Here is an 18,211-nt window from a genome sequence, read left to right as displayed (position 1 = left end):
GTGAAGTTTGCGAGCTATAACATACAGTACGGCTTCGGTCTTGATGGGATTTATGATCTTGGCCGTATTGCGGACAACCTCGATGGCGCGGATATCATCGCGCTTCAGGAGGTGACCAGAGGCTTCTCGCGAAACGATTTTTCCGACATGGCGGCCGATCTCGCGGCCTTCTTTCCCAACCATTTCTGGGTCTATGGCCCGGCCTGCGATCTGCATGTCGACGCCGGTGACGAGGGCTTTCCGCCGCGCGGCACGCGCTTCCAGTTCGGCAACATGATCCTTTCGCGTTGGCCGATCCTGTCGGCGCGCACCCTGCTTTTGCCGCGCAGCCGCACAGTTTCGAAAATCAATCTGCAGCGTGGGGCGAGCGAGGCCGTCATTGATACGCCGGAGGGCGCGTTTCGCGTCTATTCCGTTCATCTCGATCACGTTTCGCCCGATGAGCGTATCCGCCAGCTCGCCTATTTGAACGAGCGCATCAATGCGTTTCCGTTCGAGGGCGGTTGCGTGACCGGTGCCAGCGAATTCGAGATTGCGGATCTGCCGCTTCCGGAAGACTACGTCATCTTGGGTGATTTCAACATGGTGCCGGAATCGCCGGAATATTGCTCGTTTGCCGGGACGAGGGAAGGATATTACGGCCGCGTGCCGCGCATCGGAACACCTGTCGATGCGCTGGCCGCTCTCGAAGGCTATGCGCCCGCAAGCTATAGCTGGGTGGACCCGAAGAATCACGGCAAGCGCATGCATCTCGATTACTGCTTTGTCAGTTGCGGCCTGCATGGCCGCCTGAAATCTGCTCATGTGGACACAGCTTCGGTGGGCTCCGACCATTTCCCTGTCTGGGTCGAGATCGGCGGATAGGAAAACACCGCAGCGCCGGCTGCGGTGTTCTTGTCTGGTCAGGCAGCCTTCGTGATCTGCAGAGCGCCGGGCTGAAGCACGGTTTCGACGTGCGATACCATGGTGTTGCGGGCGAAGCTGTAGATCTCCACACATCCCGTCATCCGGAAACCCAGCTTCTCCTGCAATCTCAGCGAGGCTGGATTGTCCGCAAACACGCCCGAATGAACGGCGCTTTCCGGCATCCGCCGGGAAAAGCGCTCCAGCACGGCTGCGACAGCCTCGCTCATAAAGCCGCGCCGCCAATAGTAGCGGTTCAGCCAGTAACCAAGGTGCCAGCGGCCGTGGCGGAGCTCGACGGAGACAACGCCGATATGCGTGTCGTCGCCATCGGTGACCGCCAAGTGCCAATCCGGCAGACTGCCGGACGTCACGGGCACCAGCCAATCAAGCGCGTCCTGCCTGTCATAGGGCGCGGGCACGCGGGAAAGCATGCGAGTGATTGCGAAGTCGGACAGCGATTCCGCAATTGCATTCGCATCGGCCAGCCTGTGCGGGCGGAGCGTCAGCCGGGGCGTGGTGACGACCGGCGCGGGGCCGGGCGTCACTTGCTCGCTCTTGGGTCGCTGCAAGATGGCGGCGCTCATCACAGGCTCCCCCAACTTCTCAGCGACATCCAGGTCTTCCGGTCGAGCCGGTACCATTCCACGGGCACGTTGCTGCCGAGTGCCAGAGACGCGGCAAGGCCTGAGCCCTGGAACTGGAAGCCGCACTTCTGGATAACCCGCCGCGATGCGATGTTCATCACCCGGCAACGGGCATCGATCTGATCGACGTTTTCGCGCGTGCGAAAGACCATATCGACCAGAGCGTGACATGCCTCGGTCGTATAGCCCTGGTTCCAATAGGGTTCACCGAGCCAATAGCCGATTTCGACGGTACGCCCGTCTGCATGCGGCTCAACTCCGCAACACCCCATGAAGGCGCCGTTTTCAGCTTTGGTGATGGCATAGACGCACTTACCAATCTCGCCATTCTTCGTCCGACGCACGAAGTCGGCTGCATCATTGGCGGTATATGGGTGCGGCATACGCGATACCATCGTGGCGACTTTGGCGTTGTTGGCGAGATGGGAAAGGGCGTCAATGTCTTCCTCGTGGGGCGCGCGCATGACGAGCCTTTCCGATAATAAGACAGGGCAATCGGTCCTTAACCGCTCCGGCCTCAGCCGTTCTTGGGGTGACCGTGATTGGTCAACCCTTATCAGTTCGCCTTGCATGTTCAGTCCTCCTTATGGACAAAGAAAAAGGGGAGACGGTGCCCCATCTCCCCTGTTTTCTGGACTGAACCTGGTACGGCCAGCCGGGTCGATGAGACGCCGGCTGTTTTAGAGCGCTACCGGCTTATTCCGCTGCTTCCGCTTTCGGCATTACAGACACGTACACGCGACCATTGGCCTTCGTTCGGTAGTCCACATTGCCTGCCGTAAGCGCAAAAATGGTGTGGTCCTTCCCGAGGCCGACATTGGCGCCCGGATGCCACTGCGTACCGCGCTGACGCACGATAATGTTGCCTGCGATGACGGCTTCGCCGCCGAACTTCTTCACGCCAAGGCGCTTGGATTCGGAATCACGACCGTTACGCGATGAACCGCCAGCTTTTTTGTGTGCCATTGGAGTTCTCCTTTAAACCTTTAGTCCCGTGATCTTACTTGGCAGCCACGATGTCCGTGATGCGGACGACCGTATGATGCTGGCGATGGCCGCGCGAACGCTTCGAGTTCTGACGGCGGCGCTTCTTGAAGGCGATGACCTTCTTGCCGCGGTTGTGCTCGACCACTTCGGCCTTGACGGAAGCGCCCGTGACGAAGGGAGCACCAATCGCAGCGTCGGCGCCTTCGCCGATTACGAGGACTTCGGTGAATTCGATGGAGTCGCCAGCGGTTGCTTCAAGCTTTTCGATGGTCAGCACGTCGTTGGCTGCCACACGGTACTGCTTACCGCCGGTCTTGATGACTGCGAACATTTTTTAATCCTTTCATGTTCGATCCAGCTCTCCCCGCAAACCGCAGGTGGCTGTCTTCTTATCAGTCGAAGTTAAGCAGGGATTTCAGGGCGTTCGCCCGGAACTCTGTCTGCCGGTGAAACCCCGCGCGGGCGCGAGGCTGGCAAGGCACGGACTTCTCCATACCTATTGCGTGAGCGGGATACGCGAGTGTCAAAAAGCTGTCAAGGCAAAAGGATGAAAAGCTTTACAATTTCGTCTTGCCAGCCCGCCTTTTGATCGCTATGAGACAGCCCGCGCGAAACAAGCGCCAACCAGCACCGCGGAGAGGTGGCAGAGTGGTTGAATGCACCGCACTCGAAATGCGGCATGCCTGCAAGGGCATCGGGGGTTCGAATCCCCCCCTCTCCGCCAGATTTTATTTGAAATCAAATGATTGTGAAACCTCGGCATCTGCCGAGAGCCTTTGGCGTCGAGTGGCTTCGATCACAAATCATCGCAGGCCACGCTGACGGCGCGTCCGTTGTAGTTGGGCACTATTCAAGCCGTTGTGATGTGATTCAGCCGAAGCTCTCGACTGCCCTCTCAATCCCGGGCCGGGCCTTCGCCAGGTCATCGCGGTTCATGACCGCCTTGATCTCAACACTGGCATCAAACGCAAGGAACCATGGCTCAGCAACGGCCGGCATCTCCGAGGTGTCCGTCATGTCGAAGAAAATCAGGCCCGTTCTTTTCCCGTCGAATTCAGTGAAGTAGGCCGCTTCGGGTTTGAGATCAGCAAGGATGGATTGAATCTTGGTGACGAGGCTGCCGTCTTTGATTGCTGCGTTTCCCTTGTCAACGGGAAGCGAAACTTTGAGCATCATTCGCATTTCTATTCTCCTTTTTCCTGCATATGTTGCGTTCAGCGACGCCTCATGCCCGACGAGCGGGTCGATGAGGCCGTGCTTTACGCTTCTTTAAGCATCTCCGTATATAAGAATACGATGAGATACGTCATCGCTGCTTTTATTCTAGCGTGTTTCGTTACCTGGGATTTTGCCGAGAAAAAGGGATCCTTCTCTTTGGCGGCTCTGGATACCATCACTCATTATGCGAAGCAGCCATCTCGAATTCTACAAAGGCTAGCGCCTCGATAATAAGGAGCGCACGCTCCCTTATTCCATACGCATTGGAATCTTGGAGATTTGGATTTTCTAACTTGCGTTCGGGATTTCTGCCGCATCCATAGCTCAGAGGCCGATGGCAAGCACAAGTGCGCCGGCGCAGTATGAAGCCTCGCTGTAGGCTACGTTGAACCAGAAATCCTCCCGTTCTCAATCAACCGAGATTTGCCTCGGGCGCTGATCTGGGACACAGCGGGAGGCACTTTTCATCCAAGAACGCAGTAGCAGTTCGAAGCACGTAACGCTTTTATTAGATATTAGATATACGCTTACAAGGAGAAGTATTAGCAGACGTGAGGAGTCGCTAATCGTGGTTCTGCGTATTCGAAAATCCTTGCTTCGAAAAGGAATGTATATTGAAGCGGTAGAATGCGCTGACTTGGAGTTCTCCGGACGACGCTTCCTGCTTGAAACGGATTCCGCCCTGCATTCCATACTCGCCTCTTCGGCGGAATACGTTCTGATCAACCGTGCGAAAAGCAATGTCGATTGCGGCTTGCCTGTTTGCCGCCAGCCGGACGAGCACGTCCAGCCCACATCCCTGCGTGAATCAGACCAGCGCACACGGATCCAGCATGCGGTATCTCAAGTAACCGCGACTTTGCGGGACGGTTTTGACGAGATCAAATCAGGCAAGTTCGATATCGATCGATTCGCCCCCGCCGCCATGAACATCACCGCTTCCTTAATCGCCTCGCCCCATGTCTTGGTCGAGGTCACGCGGCTAAAGACCAAGGATGAGGGAACTTATATCCACTCGCTCGCGGTCAGCGGGCTCATGACGGGGCTCGGTCACCTGTCGGACCTGGGAGAGGAAACGACAAGGGAATTAACCATAGCCGGGCTGTTGCATGATCTTGGCAAGTTGCTGATACCCAACGCTATCCTCAACAAGAGCGGACAGCTGACAGAGGCCGAGCGGCATGTAATGCGCACCCATCCTGAGCGTGGCTACCTCCGCCTTAAGCAGCACCCGGAGGTATCTGACCTGATTCTCGAAATCTGCCGATTTCACCACGAAGCCCTTGACGGAAGCGGCTACCCGCTTGGCCTTCGAGCTGATCGACTGAGTTTGCCTGTTCGCATATGCACCGTGTGCGACGTGTTTGACGCCCTTACGAGCGTCCGCCCCTACAAGCGCGCATGGACCAGCACAGAAGCGCTGAAGTGGATGTTCGATAGGGGGCATCTCTTCGACAGGAGACTGGTCCTGCGGCTCGGAAGCCTGATTAACTAAGTGCAGTTTGGTCTGATGGTTGCCGAGGATCCGTTCCAGGAGTTCAAAAGTCGATCCGGCTCGCCGAGCAGTGAATAAAGGCATGAGATTTTAATAGGTGAGGATGCCGGGATAATCCTTGGCTCTCCTCCCGGGGGGCGTCCTACGCGCGATCTTCAACATCCGCTGGAGACCGCATCGCGACAATCAGAAATCTAAGAGGGCGTCTTGTTGGTGCCGTTGCAGATGATCCTTCGTCACTGTCCTGCGGCCGTCCAGAATCCGGCCTTCTTCGCGTGCTTGCCTCTCAGATCTGCAACATAGCCGGGATGTGACGTAAAAGTGTCGAAGTCGCAAATCTTCGTCGACAGTCGCTCACATTGAACCAGATGTCGCGCGGCAAAGCGATAGCGACTGGATTTCGCTCGATCGAGCGTAAAGTCAATCATAGCCCGCAGGACGATGGTCGCTGCCAACGGATACTTCTCCTGCAGATGCTCGGACGCCGGTGTCAAAAGTTCGTAGTGATCGCCATCAAGTTCGGCTGCACGCGCGCGAATGAGAGTCGCAGCCCTGTCGAGCGCCGGCCATGACAGCAGGAAGGCGAGCGCCTGGTGGACATCCGAGAAGTGGCTCACACAATCGAAGGCGTTTTCCTCTGCTTCGAGATCATCGAAATCCGGTAGGCGCTTCAGAAAAGCTCGCAGGTGCCGCTCGTTCAGCGATTGTTCGAAGCACTGCCAACGAAAGGCCTGCGCTTCGTCCCTCCGCCCCAGAGCTTCAAGCACCTCGAGGCGGGCTTTTTCCCACTCGAACGGGGATTGTCGGCCCTTCATCTCAATGCGATTGATGGCATCCCATGCCTCTCCGGCCCGGCCCGCCTTCAGCAGTCGCTGGGCGATTTCTGCCGCAATCATCGGCACGGATCTCGCCTGCTCGCTCTGCTGCGCGATGAAGGCATCAACGTCGCCCTGGGCATCGGCGATCTGCTCCAATGCTGACCTGATGGTTCTGTCGCGATGGCGGAGATTGAATTCGTCTTCGTAAACCGGGCCACTGCTTGCCCAACCGATCACGGCAGGGCCTGCCTCAGTCGGCGTATCGACCGGCGCTTTTGCCCAATCGTCGAACAACGACTTCAGCCGGTCGAGGCCTTCCGCACCCAGCGCCGGCGACAGATTCTCGATCAGGCGATCATACTGTCCGTAGCCATTGTCCTGCAGCGCGCGGAAGGTTTGTTCGCCGAGCAGGCGCGGGTCCGGTCTTGCCGCGCTCGCTATCGTGCCCAGATCAACGCAGGCCTGATGAAAGACATCCATGATCGTGCCGTTGCCATCGTCGCATCGCTCGAAAATCGAACGCGCCAGGCCCATGAAGCGCCACATCACCTCCACCGCCTCGTCCGGATCGCTGCTGGCGATCGTATCAACGATCACGTGCCGCTGCGTCTCCAGATCGCTCTTCAAGGCCCTCACCCGGCGCCAGTTGATCATGGAGCGGGAGCGCTCGATCGATGAAAGCCGCTTTGTTACTTCCCTTGCAACTTCAGCGCTGCTCTGCGTTCCGGCGAGCTCGATCCGCAGCCGGCGTTTGGTCGCGGCGCTGCCCGTGCTGATCTCGATCAGCAACTCGGCCAGCCTCTCGGCGCCTAGCACTTCCAGGTTCTTGGCGTTCAGCGTCGTTTTCGGTGCCATCCATTTTTCCAAGATTTCAGTCGTCGAGAACCATATACCCCGGCAGCATTCAGGGCGACAACGGGTTGTGCTTTACGTCGACAACCGTCCGTCGACGAAACATCGATGTGTGCCAGGGATAATCCTTGGCGCCCCTTCAGGGTATCCTAGGCGTGATCTTCAACATCGATTGGAGATCACATGGCGGCGACAATCAGGAAACTCAGGGGACGCTGGCAAGCAGGTCCGCCGGCGCGGCATGAAGCTATGATTTCCAGTAGTAGACGGCGAATCGTCTTTGGCCTATCGATGGCCCATGCGATCGTCCTTGGAACATCTGCCGGAGAACAAGCAGCGCGAGCTTGCCCGCGTCGTTGCGATCATCCATGAGGAGTTCGCCGACGCGCTGTCAGGCACGTCGGCCGCCTTCAAGAAACGCGGCCGGATCTTAAAGATCATCCTGTTCGGCTCCTATGCCCGCGGCACCTGGGTCGACGAGCCGCACACGATGAAGGGCTACCGCTCCGACTACGACATCCTCGTCATCGTCAATTCCAAGCAACTGGCTGACCCGCAATACTGGGACAAGGCGACCGACCGGCTGATGTGGGAAAAGGATGTGAAGACGCCGGTCGGGCTGATCGTCCACGGTGCCAGGGAGGTGAATAATTTCCTGGCCGACGGCCAGTATTTCTTCGTCGACATCTTGCGCGAGGGCATCGTGCTCTACGAGCTCGACGACCGGCCGCTCGCCGAACCGAAAAAGCTCTCCGCCGTCGATGCGTATAGAGTGGCGAAGGAGCTTTTTGAGAGGCAGTTTGCAAATGCAAAGGATTTCGCCGACGGAAGTAGATTTTATCTGAACAAAGCCAATTTACCCTTGGCCACGTTCATGCTTCATCAAGCGGTCGAAACGGCCTATTCCTGCTTGCTCCTGACGCTGACCAACTACAGCCCGCCGTCGCACAATCTGAAATTCCTGCGGGGGCTGGCTGAAGATCAGGACCGCCGGCTGATCGACGCCTGGCCGCGCGACCAGCACCGCTATACTGCCTGGTACAACATCCTCAACGAGGCCTATGTGAAGGCGCGATACTCGAAACACTTCGCGGTCACCGAAGAGGCGCTTGCCTGGCTGCTGGAGCGGACGGAACACCTTCACCGGCTCGTCGAGGCCATTTGTAAGGAGCGTTTGGCGGAACTGGAGCAGGCAAGCGGCGACAACTGACAGCCCGCCTCCCGTCTCGCTTGCTTCCACCGGGCGTGGGTAGCGCTGCCGGAGAAAATTTCCGGCGTGTTTGTCCGGTGCCATAGAGCTTTTGCGGACATTGGCATGGTGCGCTGCAGCATGTTTTGCGGATTCCTTCTTTTTCTTGCCGTCGATCTCCTCTAAGTCTTCTCAATCCGATGTGGTAACAAAGGTGATATATGGCAGGTGAAACTGTTCTCGTGGTCGGCGGAGCCGGCTATATCGGCTCTCATACGTGCCTTGACCTGGCGAACAAGGGTTACAAACCCGTCGTCTTCGACAATTTCTCGAATGGTCATCGTGAATTCGTCAGGTGGGGTCCCGCCGAGGAGGGCGATATTCGTGACCGCGCCCGGCTCGAGGAGGTGCTGGCCAAGCACAAGCCTTCGGCGATTTTGCATTTTGCAGCGCTGATCGAAGTCGGCGAATCGGTGAAGGATCCTGTTTCCTTCTACGAGAACAATGTTATCGGGACGCTGACCCTGCTTTCGGCCGCGCAGGCCGCAGGCATCAAGGCTTTCGTCTTCTCATCCACCTGCGCGACATACGGGCTGCCGCAGAGCGTGCCGCTTGACGAGACGCACCGGCAGGTGCCAATCAATCCCTACGGGCGCACGAAATACATCGTCGAGCAGGCGCTCGCCGATTACGATCAGTACAAGGGTCTCCGATCCGTGATCCTGCGGTATTTCAATGCGGCGGGCGCGGATTTCGAAGGACGGATTGGCGAGTGGCATCAGCCCGAAACCCATGCCATTCCGCTTGCAATCGATGCGGCACTCGGCCGCCGGCAGGGTTTCAAGGTCTTTGGTAGCGACTACGAGACACGCGATGGCACCTGCGTGCGCGACTATATCCACGTGCTCGATCTGGCGGATGCGCATGTGCGCGCCGTCGAATATCTGTTGAAGGGCGGCGATTCCGTTGCGCTAAACCTCGGGACGGGGACGGGCACGACGGTCAAGGAGTTGCTCGGGGCGATCGAAGATGTGTCGAAGCGCCCTTTCCCCGTCGAGTATATCGGGCGCCGGGAAGGCGATTCGCACACGCTGGTTGCCAATAACGACAAGGCTCGCGATGTGCTTGGCTGGGCACCGCAATATGATCTTTTGCAGATCATCCAGTCGGCCTGGAACTGGCATTCCAGATCCAATCACTGAGGCGGCTTTCATGAAGAGGCCGAACGTCCTTCTCATCACCGCGGATCAATGGCGCGGTGATTGCCTTTCGGTCGCCGGCCACGCCTGTGTCAGGACGCCGAATGTCGACGCGCTGGCAAGGGAGGGCGTGCTTTTTCGCAATCACTTTGCCGGCGCGGCACCCTGTTCGCCGGCGCGGGCGACGCTTTACACCGGCCTTTACCAGATGAACCACCGGGTTTGCCGGAACGGCTCGCCGCTCGACCGCCGCTTCGACAACCTGGCACTGGCGGCAAGGCGCGCCGGCTATGACCCGACGGTGTTCGGCTATACGGATACCGCGCCTGACCCGCGCGAACTTGATAGGAACGACCCGCACCTTGAGACCTACGAAGGTCTGCTGCCAGGGTTTACCGCGCGCCAGCTCCTGCCCGAGCATGAGAAGCAGTGGCTTTCGTGGTTGCGTTCACGCGGGCATCGCGATGCAGTCAGCCGGGACATCCATGTTCCGCCTGGTGCCGCCCGCGGCGAAATTTCGGCGGAACCGACCGCTTACTCCAGGCAAGAAACGCAGACTGCTTTTCTTGCCGGCGAATTCATTCGCTGGCTCGGCGAACAGGATGCGCCGTGGTTTGCCCACGTTTCCTTCCTGCGGCCGCATCCGCCATTTTCGGTGCCTGAACCTTTCGGCCGGATGTTCAAGCCGGTCGACGGACCGGAATTTTCACGGGCGAAAAGCCGTGAGATTGAAGAGGCCCTGCATCCTTATCTTGGCTATTCGATGCCGAAGAACGACAAGGGCAGCTTCATATATGGCGCCGAGGGTTCGGTCAGCGACTGGGGAACCCAGGACTTCGCGGCGATCCGGGCGATCTATTATGGGATGATTGCCGAGGTCGATGCGCAGCTCGGCCGGATCTGGCAGGCGCTGAAGGATGCCGGCGTGTGGGACGATACGATCGTCATCTTCACCTCCGACCATGCCGAGATGATGGGTGATCACTGGACGCTTGGCAAAGGCGGTTTCTTTGATGGCAGCTATCACATTCCCCTGGTCATCCGCGACCCGAATGCGACGGTGAGGGGTCATGTGGTCGAGCGCTTCACGAGTGCGGCGGATATCTTTCCAACGCTTTGCGAGAGCCTGGGCGTCGAGACAGCCAACCATGTCGACGGCCGCTCATTGCGCTCGTTCATCGATCATGGAGATGCGATCGACTGGCGAGAGGCGGCATTCTTTGAATTTGATTTCCGCGACATCGCCAATGGCGAAGCGGAGCGCCACTTTGGCCTGAAATCGAACCAGTGCAATCTCGCAGTAATCCGGGACGAACAGTTCAAATATGTGCATTTTGCCGCCCTGCCGCCGTTGCTCTTCGATCTCAAGGCCGATCCGATGGAGCTCAACAATCTCGCTCCCGATCCAGCCTACGCGGCGACGCGCCTGGAGTGCGCCGAAAGGCTGTTATCGCTCCGGGCGCGGCATCTCGACCAGACGCTCGCCTATACGGAGCTGACGAAGGACGGGCCGGTCGCGCGCCGGCCCTGATTACTCACGAGAAGCGGCCAAGATAGTCAATCTTGCCGACCGGTACGCCCTGATTGCGCAGGATCGCGTGTGCCGTCGCGACGTGAAAATAGAAGTTCGGCAGTGCGAAGGTCGCGACATATTCGTCGCCGCGGAAGGTCATCTTGTTGCCGCCGGGCGCGATCGTCACTTCCTTCGTTTCCGTGCCTTCGAGCGCTTGCGGTGCAATCGTCGCGAGATAGGTTTCGGTCTTGGCGATGCGCTCGCGCAGTTCGGCGATCGTCGTTTCGCTGTCCTCGAATTTCGGCGCTTCGGTGGCGGTCAGGCGGGCGACTGCCAGCTTGGCGCTGTCGCTCGCACGTTGATATTGGCCCGAAAGCGGCAGCATATCGGGCGCAAGCCTGGCAGCGACCAGTTCATTCGGATCGATCCCCTTCTCCTTGGCGTAAGCCTCAGCCTTTTCGAGGTAGTTTTTTAGTGTCGTAAGCCCGCGCTGAAACATCGGAACGGTCAGGCGGTACATGGAAATGGACATGGCTTCTCCTTGGAGATTTTTCGTGGGCGCAGCGGTTTTGATCGTCACGTCCGCACATTTAGGCGCGCGCTGTGACGATTTCATCGCCTTGCCCGCCCATAGCTTCATATTTCCAGTGCGGCTTTCGGTCTTCATTTCCTTAAAAAGAGTTGACGCCGCGTGCGGAAAATGGAATGAATATTCCGCGAAACAAATTTTACGGTTTGTTTGTTCCGTTTTGACGGAAGCTGCGGAACGGGAGTGGCAGCGCGACGCAATACGGCTTTTGGGCAGCGCCCGAAGTTCCGGCGTGAGGAGGGTGCAGCCGGACACCGCTTTGTGGAGGAAATAGAATGAGAAAGTTTATCCTGGGCACTGCGATGGCGCTCGTCATATCGACGGCGGCTCACGCGGAAACCATTGGCGTTTCCATGGCGCTTTTCGATGACAACTTCCTGACCGTTCTGCGCAACGGCATGCAGGATTACGCCAAGACGCTGGATGGCGTAACGCTGCAGGTGGAAGACGCTCAGAACGACGTCGCCAAGCAGCAGAGCCAGATCCAGAATTTCATCGCATCCAAGGTCGACGCCATCATCGTTAATCCGGTCGATACCGATGCCACCACCGCCATGTCGAAAATTGCTGCCGATGCCGGAATTCCGCTCGTCTACGTGAACCGCGAGCCGGTGAATGTCGATACGCTTCCGGACAAGCAGGCCTTCGTCGCTTCCAACGAACAGGAGTCCGGCACGCTGGAAACGAAGGAAGTCTGCCGCCTTCTCGGTGGTAAGGGCAAGGCTGTCGTCATGATGGGGGAGCTTTCCAACCAGGCTGCCCGCATGCGCACCAAGGACGTCCATGACGTCGTCGCGACTGACGAATGCAAAGGCATCGAGATCGTCGAAGAGCAGACGGCCAACTGGTCCCGCACCCAGGGTTCGGATCTGATGACCAACTGGCTCTCCAGCGGCATTGAATTCGATGCCGTCATCTCAAACAACGACGAAATGGCAATCGGTGCGATCCAGGCGCTCAAGGCTGCCGGCAAGGATCTGAGCAAGATCGTCATCGGCGGCGTCGATGCCACACAGGATGCGCTCGCCGCCATGCAGGCCGGCGACCTCGACGTGACGGTGTTCCAGGACGCTGCCGGTCAGGGTAAGGGCTCGCTTGATGCGGCTCTGAAGCTCGCCAAGGGCGAAAAGATCGAGAAGAAGGTCTATATTCCCTTCCAGCTCGTCACGCCGGAAAACGTCAAGGACTTCGTTGCCAAGAACTAAGGCGAAGAAATTGCGGATGCGGGCCTAGCCGGCTCGCATCCGCTTCGTCCGTCGTCGGATATCCGGAGAGGAGATGAGATGGCTGTCAGCCCTTCCACTATGGCCGCTGTTCGTGCAAGCGGAGCGATTCCGAACGCGGAATATCTCCTGAGCGCTGAAGGCATCCGCAAGGAATTTCCCGGTGTGGTCGCACTCGATGATGTGCAGTTCCGGCTGAAGCGCGGCTCCGTGCACGCGCTGATGGGGGAGAACGGCGCCGGCAAGTCGACATTGATGAAGATATTGGCAGGCATCTATACGCCGGACAAGGGTGACGTGCACCTGAAGGGCGTGGAGATCCAGCTTAAATCGCCGCTCGATGCGCTGGAAAACGGCATCGCCATGATCCATCAGGAACTGAACCTGATGCCTTTCATGACGGTTGCTGAAAACATCTGGATCCGCCGCGAGCCCAAGAACCGGTTCGGCTTTGTCGACCATGGCGAAATGTACCGGATGACCGAAGAGCTTTTCCAAAGGCTCAACATAACCATCGATCCTGACATCGAGGTTCGGCACCTCTCGGTCGCAAGCCGTCAGATGGTCGAGATCGCCAAGGCGGTTTCCTATAATTCCGACGTGCTCATCATGGACGAACCGACATCGGCGCTCACCGAGCGCGAAGTGGCGCACCTCTTTGAGATCATCCGCGGTCTGAAGGTGCAGGGTATCGGGATCGTCTACATCACCCACAAGATGAACGAGCTGTTCGAGATTGCCGATGAGTTTTCGGTGTTTCGTGACGGAAAATATATCGGCACGCACGCATCGACCGACGTCACGCGCAACGACATCATCCGGATGATGGTCGGCCGTGAGATCACGCAGATGTTCCCGAAGGAAGTAGTTCCGATCGGCGACGTGGTGCTGTCGGTCAACAATCTCTGTCTCAACAACGTCTTCTATGAGGTCTCCTTCGACGTGCGCGCGGGGGAAATCCTCGGTGTTGCAGGCCTCGTGGGCTCGGGCCGTTCGAACGTTGCCGAGACGCTGTTCGGCGTAACGCCGGCAAGCTCCGGGACGATCGAGCTTTTCGGCAAGAAGGTCGATATCAGCTCGCCGACGGTGGCGATTAGGAACCACATGGCCTTCCTCACGGAGGACCGGAAAGAAACGGGCTGCCTGCTGATCCTCAACGTGCTCGAGAACATGCAGATTGCCGTGCTGCAGGACAAATTCGTCAAGGGCGGCTTCGTGCAGGAAGGCGCGATAGAAGGAACATGCGAGGACATGGCGCGCAGGCTGCGCGTCAAGACGCCGAACCTCGATGAACGCGTCGAGAACCTGTCGGGAGGCAACCAGCAAAAGGTGCTGATCGGGCGCTGGCTGCTGACCAACCCACGTATCCTCATTCTCGATGAGCCGACGCGGGGTATCGATGTCGGCGCCAAAGCGGAAATCCACAAACTCGTGACGGAGATGGCCCGAAACGGCGTCGCGGTCATCATGATCTCGTCGGAGATGCCCGAAGTGCTCGGCATGAGTGACCGCATCATGGTCATGCACGAAGGACGCGTGACAGGTTTTCTCAATCGCGACGAAGCAACGCAAGTCAAGGTGATGGAGCTCGCCGCGCAGTGATTGCGGCCCAGTCAATCGCCGGAGGGAGGTTAACATGAATACCGAGGCAGCCGAAAGCCAGGCCACGCTCGCAACACGGCCGAGGCGGCACCGCGTGCCGCCGGAACTCACCATCTTCCTGGTGCTGATCGGTATTGCGCTTGTTTACGAAATTCTCGGCTGGATTTTCGTCGGCCAGAGTTTCTTGATGAACCCGCAACGCCTGACGATCATGATCCTGCAGGTGTCGGTGATCGGCATTATTTCGGTTGGTGTTACACAGGTCATCATCACCGGCGGCATCGACCTCTCCTCCGGCTCCGTCGTCGGCATGACGGCGATGATCGCAGCGAGCTTCGCCCAAGCATCGACATGGCCGCGCGCGCTTTATCCAGGCCTCACCGACATGCCGTTTTTCGTGCCTATCGGCGTCGGCCTGCTGATCGGCCTCCTGGCCGGCTACATCAACGGACAGTTGATCGCCAAGACGAAGATTCCGCCCTTCATCGCTACGCTCGGGATGATGGTCTCGGCGCGCGGTCTTTCCAAATGGTACACGAAGGGCCAGCCGGTATCAGGGCTTACGGATCAGTTCAATTTCATCGGCACGGGCATCTGGCCGGTCGTCGTTTTCCTTGTCGTTGCGCTGATCTTCCACATCGCCCTTCGCTATACGCGCTACGGCAAGTTCACTTATGCGATCGGCGCGAATGTGCAGGCGGCGCGTGTTTCCGGTATCAATGTCGAAGCACACCTGATCAAGGTCTATGCGATCGCCGGCCTTCTGGCAGGTCTCGCCGGCGTCGTCACGGCGGCTCGCGCTCAAACGGCACAGGCCGGCATGGGCGTGATGTACGAACTCGATGCGATCGCCGCTGCCGTTATCGGGGGGACGTCGCTGACGGGCGGCGTCGGCCGCATCACCGGTACGGTGATCGGCACGGTCATTCTCGGCGTGATGACGTCGGGCTTCACCTTCCTGCGGGTGGATGCCTATTACCAGGAGATCGTCAAGGGTGTGATCATCGTGGCGGCGGTCATCGTTGACGTCTACCGACAGAAGAAGCGGACAAAGCACTGATCGAGAATGGGGCCTTCGGGCCCCGTTTTCATTCAAGCCAAGGCACGTTTACCCATCCGCTATAAATTTCTGAGAAGGGGGCTGGCCAATTCTGCCAGCTTTTCTATTCTGCACGCTTGTCATTTGCTCGGCAGGGCAGAGCAGGAAAACAGATGCAGCTTGTATTTGATGGCCATAATGACGTTCTCCTCAGGCTTTGGACACATGAAAGGGATGGCAACGACCCGGTTGCCGAATTTCTGAACGGGACGACATCAGGCCACATCGATGGGCCACGCGCGCGGCAGGGTGGTCTCGCCGGCGGCCTTTGCGCCATCTACGTGCCCTCCGGCGATCTCGTCTTTGCCGATCCCGATCAAAACGGACATTACGAAACGCCGCTGGCCGCACCTCTCGACCGGCTGCCGTCGCTTGGCGTCGCGACCGAGATGGCGGCGATTGCACTGCGTCTCGACAAGGCAGGTGCCTGGCGCCTCTGCCGGACGGTGAAGGACATCCGCAACGCCATGGCAAGCGGTGTTTTTGCCGCGGTCATGCATATGGAAGGCTGCGAGGCGATTGGGCCCGATCTATCCGCGCTCGAGGTCTTCCATGCCGCAGGCTTGCGCTCTCTGGGACCTGTCTGGAGCAGGCATAACGTCTTCGGACACGGCGTGCCCTTCGCCTTCCCGATGTCGCCAGATACTGCGCCGGGGCTGACCAGTGCCGGCTTTCAGCTGGTGCGCGAATGCAATCGCCTGGGCATCATGATCGATCTGTCCCACATAACGGAGAAGGGCTTCTGGGACGTCGCGAGGACAACAGATCAACCACTGGTCGCTACGCATTCGAACGTGCATGCGCTGACGCCGGTGGCGCGCAATCTGACGGATAAGCAGCTTGATGCGATCAGGGAGAGCAAGGGGCTAATCGGTCTCAATTACGCCACTGCGATGCTGAGGCCGGATGGCCGCTCCGAAGGCGACACACCGATCAGGGACATGATCCGCCATATCAACTATCTCGTCGACCGCGTTGGGATCGATTGCGTTGCGCTCGGATCCGATTTCGACGGCGCGACCATTCCGGAGGAAATAGGCGACGCGGCTGGCAACCAGAAGCTGATTGCCGCTCTCCGGGACGTTGGATATGGTGAGGAGGATCGACGGAAACTCGCCAGCGAGAACTGGCTTCGTATCCTGGCTTCGGCGTGGGGGGAGAAGAACGCCTAGCCAAAATATTGCTTTGTAATCAATCAATAACAGGGGACCAGATCAATGATGATTACTAAACTCAGCCGCAACTTTCGTGCCCTTTCTGCGGGTGCCGCGCTTTCGCTGCTCATGCTGACGGCACCTGCCGCTTTTGCCGAGACGCCGAAGGATACGCTCGTCGAAGGTTTCGCCATCGATGACATCATTACGATGGATCCAGGTGAGGCCTTCGAGCTTTCAACGGCGGAAATGACAACCAACTCCTATAGCCTGCTGGTCCGCCTCGACCTCAACGACACGACGAAGGTCAAGGGTGATCTTGCCGAGAGCTGGAGCGTCTCCGATGACGGCCTGACCTATACGTTCAAGCTGAAGCCCGGTCTGAAGTTCGCCTCCGGCAACCCGGTCACCGCTGAAGATGTCGCCTGGTCCTTCGAGCGCGCCGTCAAACTCGACAAGAGCCCGGCATTCATCCTGACGCAGTTCGGCCTGACCGGAGACAACGTGACTGAAAAGGCCAAGGCTGCGGACGAAAACACGTTCGTCTTCACGGTCGACAAGGCCTACGCGCCGAGCTTCGTCCTGAACTGCCTGACGGCGACGGTTGCCTCCGTGGTCGACAAGAAGCTGGTGATGGATCACATCAAGCCGATGACGCCGAGCGCCGAATACAAGTATGACAACGACTTCGGCAATGAATGGCTGAAGACGGGCTATGCCGGCTCCGGCGCCTACAAGCTTCGTGAATGGCGCGCAAACGAAGTCGTCGTGCTGGAGCGCAACGACAATTACTACGGCGACAAGCCGAAGCTGAACCGCGTCATCTACCGCAACATGAAGGAAAGTGCCGCGCAACGTCTGGCGCTGGAGGCAGGCGACATCGATATCGCGCGCAATCTCGAGCCGGGCGATCTCGACGCTGTTTCGAAAAACGCTGACCTTGCGGCGACGAGTGCACCGAAAAGCACGATCTATTATGTCAGCCTCAACCTCAAGAACGAGAAGCTGAAGAAGCCGGAGGTGCAGCAGGCCTTCAAGTATCTCGTCGATTACGATGCGATCAGCTCGACGCTCATCAAGGGCATCGGCGAAATCCACCAGACATTCCTGCCGAAGGGCCAGCTCGGCGCGCTTGACGAAAATCCGTTCAAGCTCGACGTCGCCAAGGCAAAGGAACTGCTGGCAAAGGCCGGTCTTGCGGATGGCTTCTCGGTGACGATGGACGTGCGGAACACTCAGCCTGTCACCGGCATTGCCGAATCCATGCAGCAGACGCTGGCGCAAGCCGGCGTGAAACTCGAGATCATTCCGGGCGACGGCAAACAGACGCTGACGAAATACCGCGCCCGAACGCACGACATGTATATCGGCCAATGGGGTTCCGACTATTTCGACCCGAACTCGAATGCCGATACCTTCACGGCGAACCCGGACAATTCGGATGCGGGCACGAACAAGACGCTCGCATGGCGCAATACCTTCGAAACGCCGGAACTCGACAAGCAGGCTAAGGCAGCACTGCTTGAGCGCGACGGTGCCAAGCGCGCCGCGATGTACCAGGATATCCAGAAGAAGTACCTGGAAAACAGCCCCTTCGTCTTCATCTTCCAGCAGATCGAAGTCGCCGGCTATCGCAAGAACCTGAAGGACTTCAAACTCGGACCAAGCTTCGATACGAACTTCGTCGGCCCAATCGCCAAGGAATAATCCGGCAGGATTCGTT

General features: G+C 58.4%; 18 protein-coding genes and 1 tRNA gene. 12 read left to right on the top strand and 7 right to left on the bottom strand.

Annotation, left to right across the window (positions count from 1 at the left end):
• Complete coding sequence (locus A3C3_RS0126145) at nt 1-864, top strand: endonuclease/exonuclease/phosphatase family protein (protein ID WP_022717530.1); 864 nt, start codon at nt 1-3, stop codon at nt 862-864.
• Nucleotides 865-902: 38 nt separating this feature from the next.
• Here the strand turns inward: A3C3_RS0126145 and A3C3_RS0126140 are convergent, their stop codons facing one another.
• From A3C3_RS0126140 to rplU, 4 genes are all read right to left on the bottom strand, one after another.
• Nucleotides 903-1,490: a GNAT family N-acetyltransferase gene (locus A3C3_RS0126140; protein WP_022717529.1), complete on the bottom strand. Its 588-nt coding sequence runs from the start codon at nt 1,488-1,490 to the stop codon at nt 903-905.
• Nucleotides 1,490-2,122: a GNAT family N-acetyltransferase gene (locus tag A3C3_RS0126135; RefSeq protein WP_028740006.1), complete on the bottom strand. Its 633-nt coding sequence runs from the start codon at nt 2,120-2,122 to the stop codon at nt 1,490-1,492. Before A3C3_RS0126135 ends, A3C3_RS0126140 begins: the two co-directional genes overlap by 1 nt.
• A gap of 124 nt (nt 2,123-2,246) precedes the next feature.
• Nucleotides 2,247-2,516 (bottom strand): 50S ribosomal protein L27, encoded by a 270-nt coding sequence (gene rpmA / locus A3C3_RS0126130; protein ID WP_022717527.1) that lies wholly within the window; start codon nt 2,514-2,516, stop codon nt 2,247-2,249.
• A 34-nt stretch (nt 2,517-2,550) separates the two neighbouring features.
• Nucleotides 2,551-2,868, bottom strand: a complete 318-nt coding sequence (rplU, locus tag A3C3_RS0126125; RefSeq protein ID WP_022717526.1) for a 50S ribosomal protein L21 — start codon at nt 2,866-2,868, stop codon at nt 2,551-2,553.
• Nucleotides 2,869-3,171: 303 nt separating this feature from the next.
• Between rplU and A3C3_RS0126120 the strand changes: the two genes are divergently transcribed.
• Nucleotides 3,172-3,261 (top strand) — tRNA-Ser (locus A3C3_RS0126120).
• Nucleotides 3,262-3,407: 146 nt separating this feature from the next.
• Here the strand turns inward: A3C3_RS0126120 and A3C3_RS0126115 are convergent.
• Complete coding sequence (locus A3C3_RS0126115) at nt 3,408-3,719, bottom strand: hypothetical protein (RefSeq protein WP_022717525.1); 312 nt, start codon at nt 3,717-3,719, stop codon at nt 3,408-3,410.
• A gap of 604 nt (nt 3,720-4,323) precedes the next feature.
• On the opposite strand from A3C3_RS0126115, the gene A3C3_RS0126105 reads away from it, so the two are divergent.
• On the top strand, nt 4,324-5,250 hold the full coding sequence (locus tag A3C3_RS0126105; protein ID WP_022717523.1) for a cyclic di-GMP phosphodiesterase: 927 nt from the start codon (nt 4,324-4,326) through the stop codon (nt 5,248-5,250).
• A 236-nt stretch (nt 5,251-5,486) separates the two neighbouring features.
• On the opposite strand, the gene A3C3_RS0126100 is transcribed toward A3C3_RS0126105, so the two are convergent.
• Complete coding sequence (locus A3C3_RS0126100; protein WP_022717522.1) at nt 5,487-6,923, bottom strand: DUF6880 family protein; 1,437 nt, start codon at nt 6,921-6,923, stop codon at nt 5,487-5,489.
• Nucleotides 6,924-7,218: 295 nt separating this feature from the next.
• On the opposite strand from A3C3_RS0126100, the gene A3C3_RS0126095 reads away from it, so the two are divergent.
• The 3 genes from A3C3_RS0126095 to A3C3_RS0126085 all read left to right on the top strand — a co-directional run bounded on the left by A3C3_RS0126095 (nt 7,219) and on the right by A3C3_RS0126085 (nt 10,839).
• Complete coding sequence (locus A3C3_RS0126095) at nt 7,219-8,130, top strand: nucleotidyltransferase and HEPN domain-containing protein (RefSeq protein ID WP_022717521.1); 912 nt, start codon at nt 7,219-7,221, stop codon at nt 8,128-8,130.
• A gap of 200 nt (nt 8,131-8,330) precedes the next feature.
• Complete coding sequence (gene galE, locus A3C3_RS0126090; RefSeq protein WP_022717520.1) at nt 8,331-9,311, top strand: UDP-glucose 4-epimerase GalE; 981 nt, start codon at nt 8,331-8,333, stop codon at nt 9,309-9,311.
• Between the two features lie 10 nt (nt 9,312-9,321).
• Entirely contained in the window at nt 9,322-10,839 is a 1,518-nt protein-coding gene (locus tag A3C3_RS0126085) for an alkaline phosphatase family protein (protein ID WP_022717519.1), read from the top strand.
• 4 nt (nt 10,840-10,843) lie between these two features.
• Here the strand turns inward: A3C3_RS0126085 and A3C3_RS0126080 are convergent, their stop codons facing one another.
• Nucleotides 10,844-11,353: a DUF1993 domain-containing protein gene (locus A3C3_RS0126080; protein ID WP_022717518.1), complete on the bottom strand. Its 510-nt coding sequence runs from the start codon at nt 11,351-11,353 to the stop codon at nt 10,844-10,846.
• Nucleotides 11,354-11,375: 22 nt separating this feature from the next.
• Here A3C3_RS0126080 and A3C3_RS0126075 point away from each other — a divergent pair, with 22 nt between their 5' ends.
• The 6 genes from A3C3_RS0126075 (at nt 11,376) to A3C3_RS0126050 (ending at nt 18,195) form a co-directional block, all read left to right on the top strand.
• Entirely contained in the window at nt 11,376-11,684 is a 309-nt protein-coding gene (locus A3C3_RS0126075; protein WP_145611937.1) for a hypothetical protein, read from the top strand.
• 1 nt (nt 11,685) lies between these two features.
• Complete coding sequence (locus tag A3C3_RS0126070; RefSeq protein WP_022717516.1) at nt 11,686-12,615, top strand: sugar ABC transporter substrate-binding protein; 930 nt, start codon at nt 11,686-11,688, stop codon at nt 12,613-12,615.
• A gap of 78 nt (nt 12,616-12,693) precedes the next feature.
• Complete coding sequence (locus tag A3C3_RS0126065; protein ID WP_022717515.1) at nt 12,694-14,235, top strand: sugar ABC transporter ATP-binding protein; 1,542 nt, start codon at nt 12,694-12,696, stop codon at nt 14,233-14,235.
• Between the two features lie 34 nt (nt 14,236-14,269).
• Nucleotides 14,270-15,295, top strand: a complete 1,026-nt coding sequence (locus A3C3_RS0126060; RefSeq protein WP_022717514.1) for an ABC transporter permease — start codon at nt 14,270-14,272, stop codon at nt 15,293-15,295.
• Nucleotides 15,296-15,447: 152 nt separating this feature from the next.
• Nucleotides 15,448-16,506, top strand: coding sequence for a dipeptidase (locus A3C3_RS0126055; protein WP_022717513.1), 1,059 nt, complete (start codon nt 15,448-15,450; stop codon nt 16,504-16,506).
• Nucleotides 16,507-16,551: 45 nt separating this feature from the next.
• On the top strand, nt 16,552-18,195 hold the full coding sequence (locus tag A3C3_RS0126050) for an ABC transporter substrate-binding protein (protein WP_022717512.1): 1,644 nt from the start codon (nt 16,552-16,554) through the stop codon (nt 18,193-18,195).
• The last annotated feature ends 16 nt before the right edge of the window (nt 18,196-18,211 follow it).

Source organism: Rhizobium mongolense USDA 1844, assembly GCF_000419765.1.
In the GTDB taxonomy this organism is placed as follows: Bacteria; Pseudomonadota; Alphaproteobacteria; order Rhizobiales; family Rhizobiaceae; genus Rhizobium; species Rhizobium mongolense.
This window is presented reverse-complemented; position numbering and strand designations above follow the sequence as displayed.

Bases quoted from the DNA above. Each gene is read 5' to 3' on its own strand.
- A3C3_RS0126100 (WP_022717522.1), bottom strand. From the start codon at position 6,923: ATGGCACCGAAAACGACGCTGAACGCCAAGAACCTGGAAGTGCTAGGC.
- A3C3_RS0126140 (WP_022717529.1), bottom strand. From the start codon at position 1,490: ATGAGCGCCGCCATCTTGCAGCGACCCAAGAGCGAGCAAGTGACGCCC.
- A3C3_RS0126135 (WP_028740006.1), bottom strand. From the start codon at position 2,122: ATGCAAGGCGAACTGATAAGGGTTGACCAATCACGGTCACCCCAAGAA.
- A3C3_RS0126095 (WP_022717521.1), top strand. From the start codon at position 7,219: ATGCGATCGTCCTTGGAACATCTGCCGGAGAACAAGCAGCGCGAGCTT.
- A3C3_RS0126055 (WP_022717513.1), top strand. From the start codon at position 15,448: ATGCAGCTTGTATTTGATGGCCATAATGACGTTCTCCTCAGGCTTTGG.
- rpmA (WP_022717527.1), bottom strand. From the start codon at position 2,516: ATGGCACACAAAAAAGCTGGCGGTTCATCGCGTAACGGTCGTGATTCC.
- A3C3_RS0126070 (WP_022717516.1), top strand. From the start codon at position 11,686: ATGAGAAAGTTTATCCTGGGCACTGCGATGGCGCTCGTCATATCGACG.
- A3C3_RS0126085 (WP_022717519.1), top strand. From the start codon at position 9,322: ATGAAGAGGCCGAACGTCCTTCTCATCACCGCGGATCAATGGCGCGGT.
- A3C3_RS0126115 (WP_022717525.1), bottom strand. From the start codon at position 3,719: ATGCGAATGATGCTCAAAGTTTCGCTTCCCGTTGACAAGGGAAACGCA.
- rplU (WP_022717526.1), bottom strand. From the start codon at position 2,868: ATGTTCGCAGTCATCAAGACCGGCGGTAAGCAGTACCGTGTGGCAGCC.
- galE (WP_022717520.1), top strand. From the start codon at position 8,331: ATGGCAGGTGAAACTGTTCTCGTGGTCGGCGGAGCCGGCTATATCGGC.
- A3C3_RS0126080 (WP_022717518.1), bottom strand. From the start codon at position 11,353: ATGTCCATTTCCATGTACCGCCTGACCGTTCCGATGTTTCAGCGCGGG.
- A3C3_RS0126050 (WP_022717512.1), top strand. From the start codon at position 16,552: ATGATGATTACTAAACTCAGCCGCAACTTTCGTGCCCTTTCTGCGGGT.
- A3C3_RS0126065 (WP_022717515.1), top strand. From the start codon at position 12,694: ATGGCTGTCAGCCCTTCCACTATGGCCGCTGTTCGTGCAAGCGGAGCG.
- A3C3_RS0126060 (WP_022717514.1), top strand. From the start codon at position 14,270: ATGAATACCGAGGCAGCCGAAAGCCAGGCCACGCTCGCAACACGGCCG.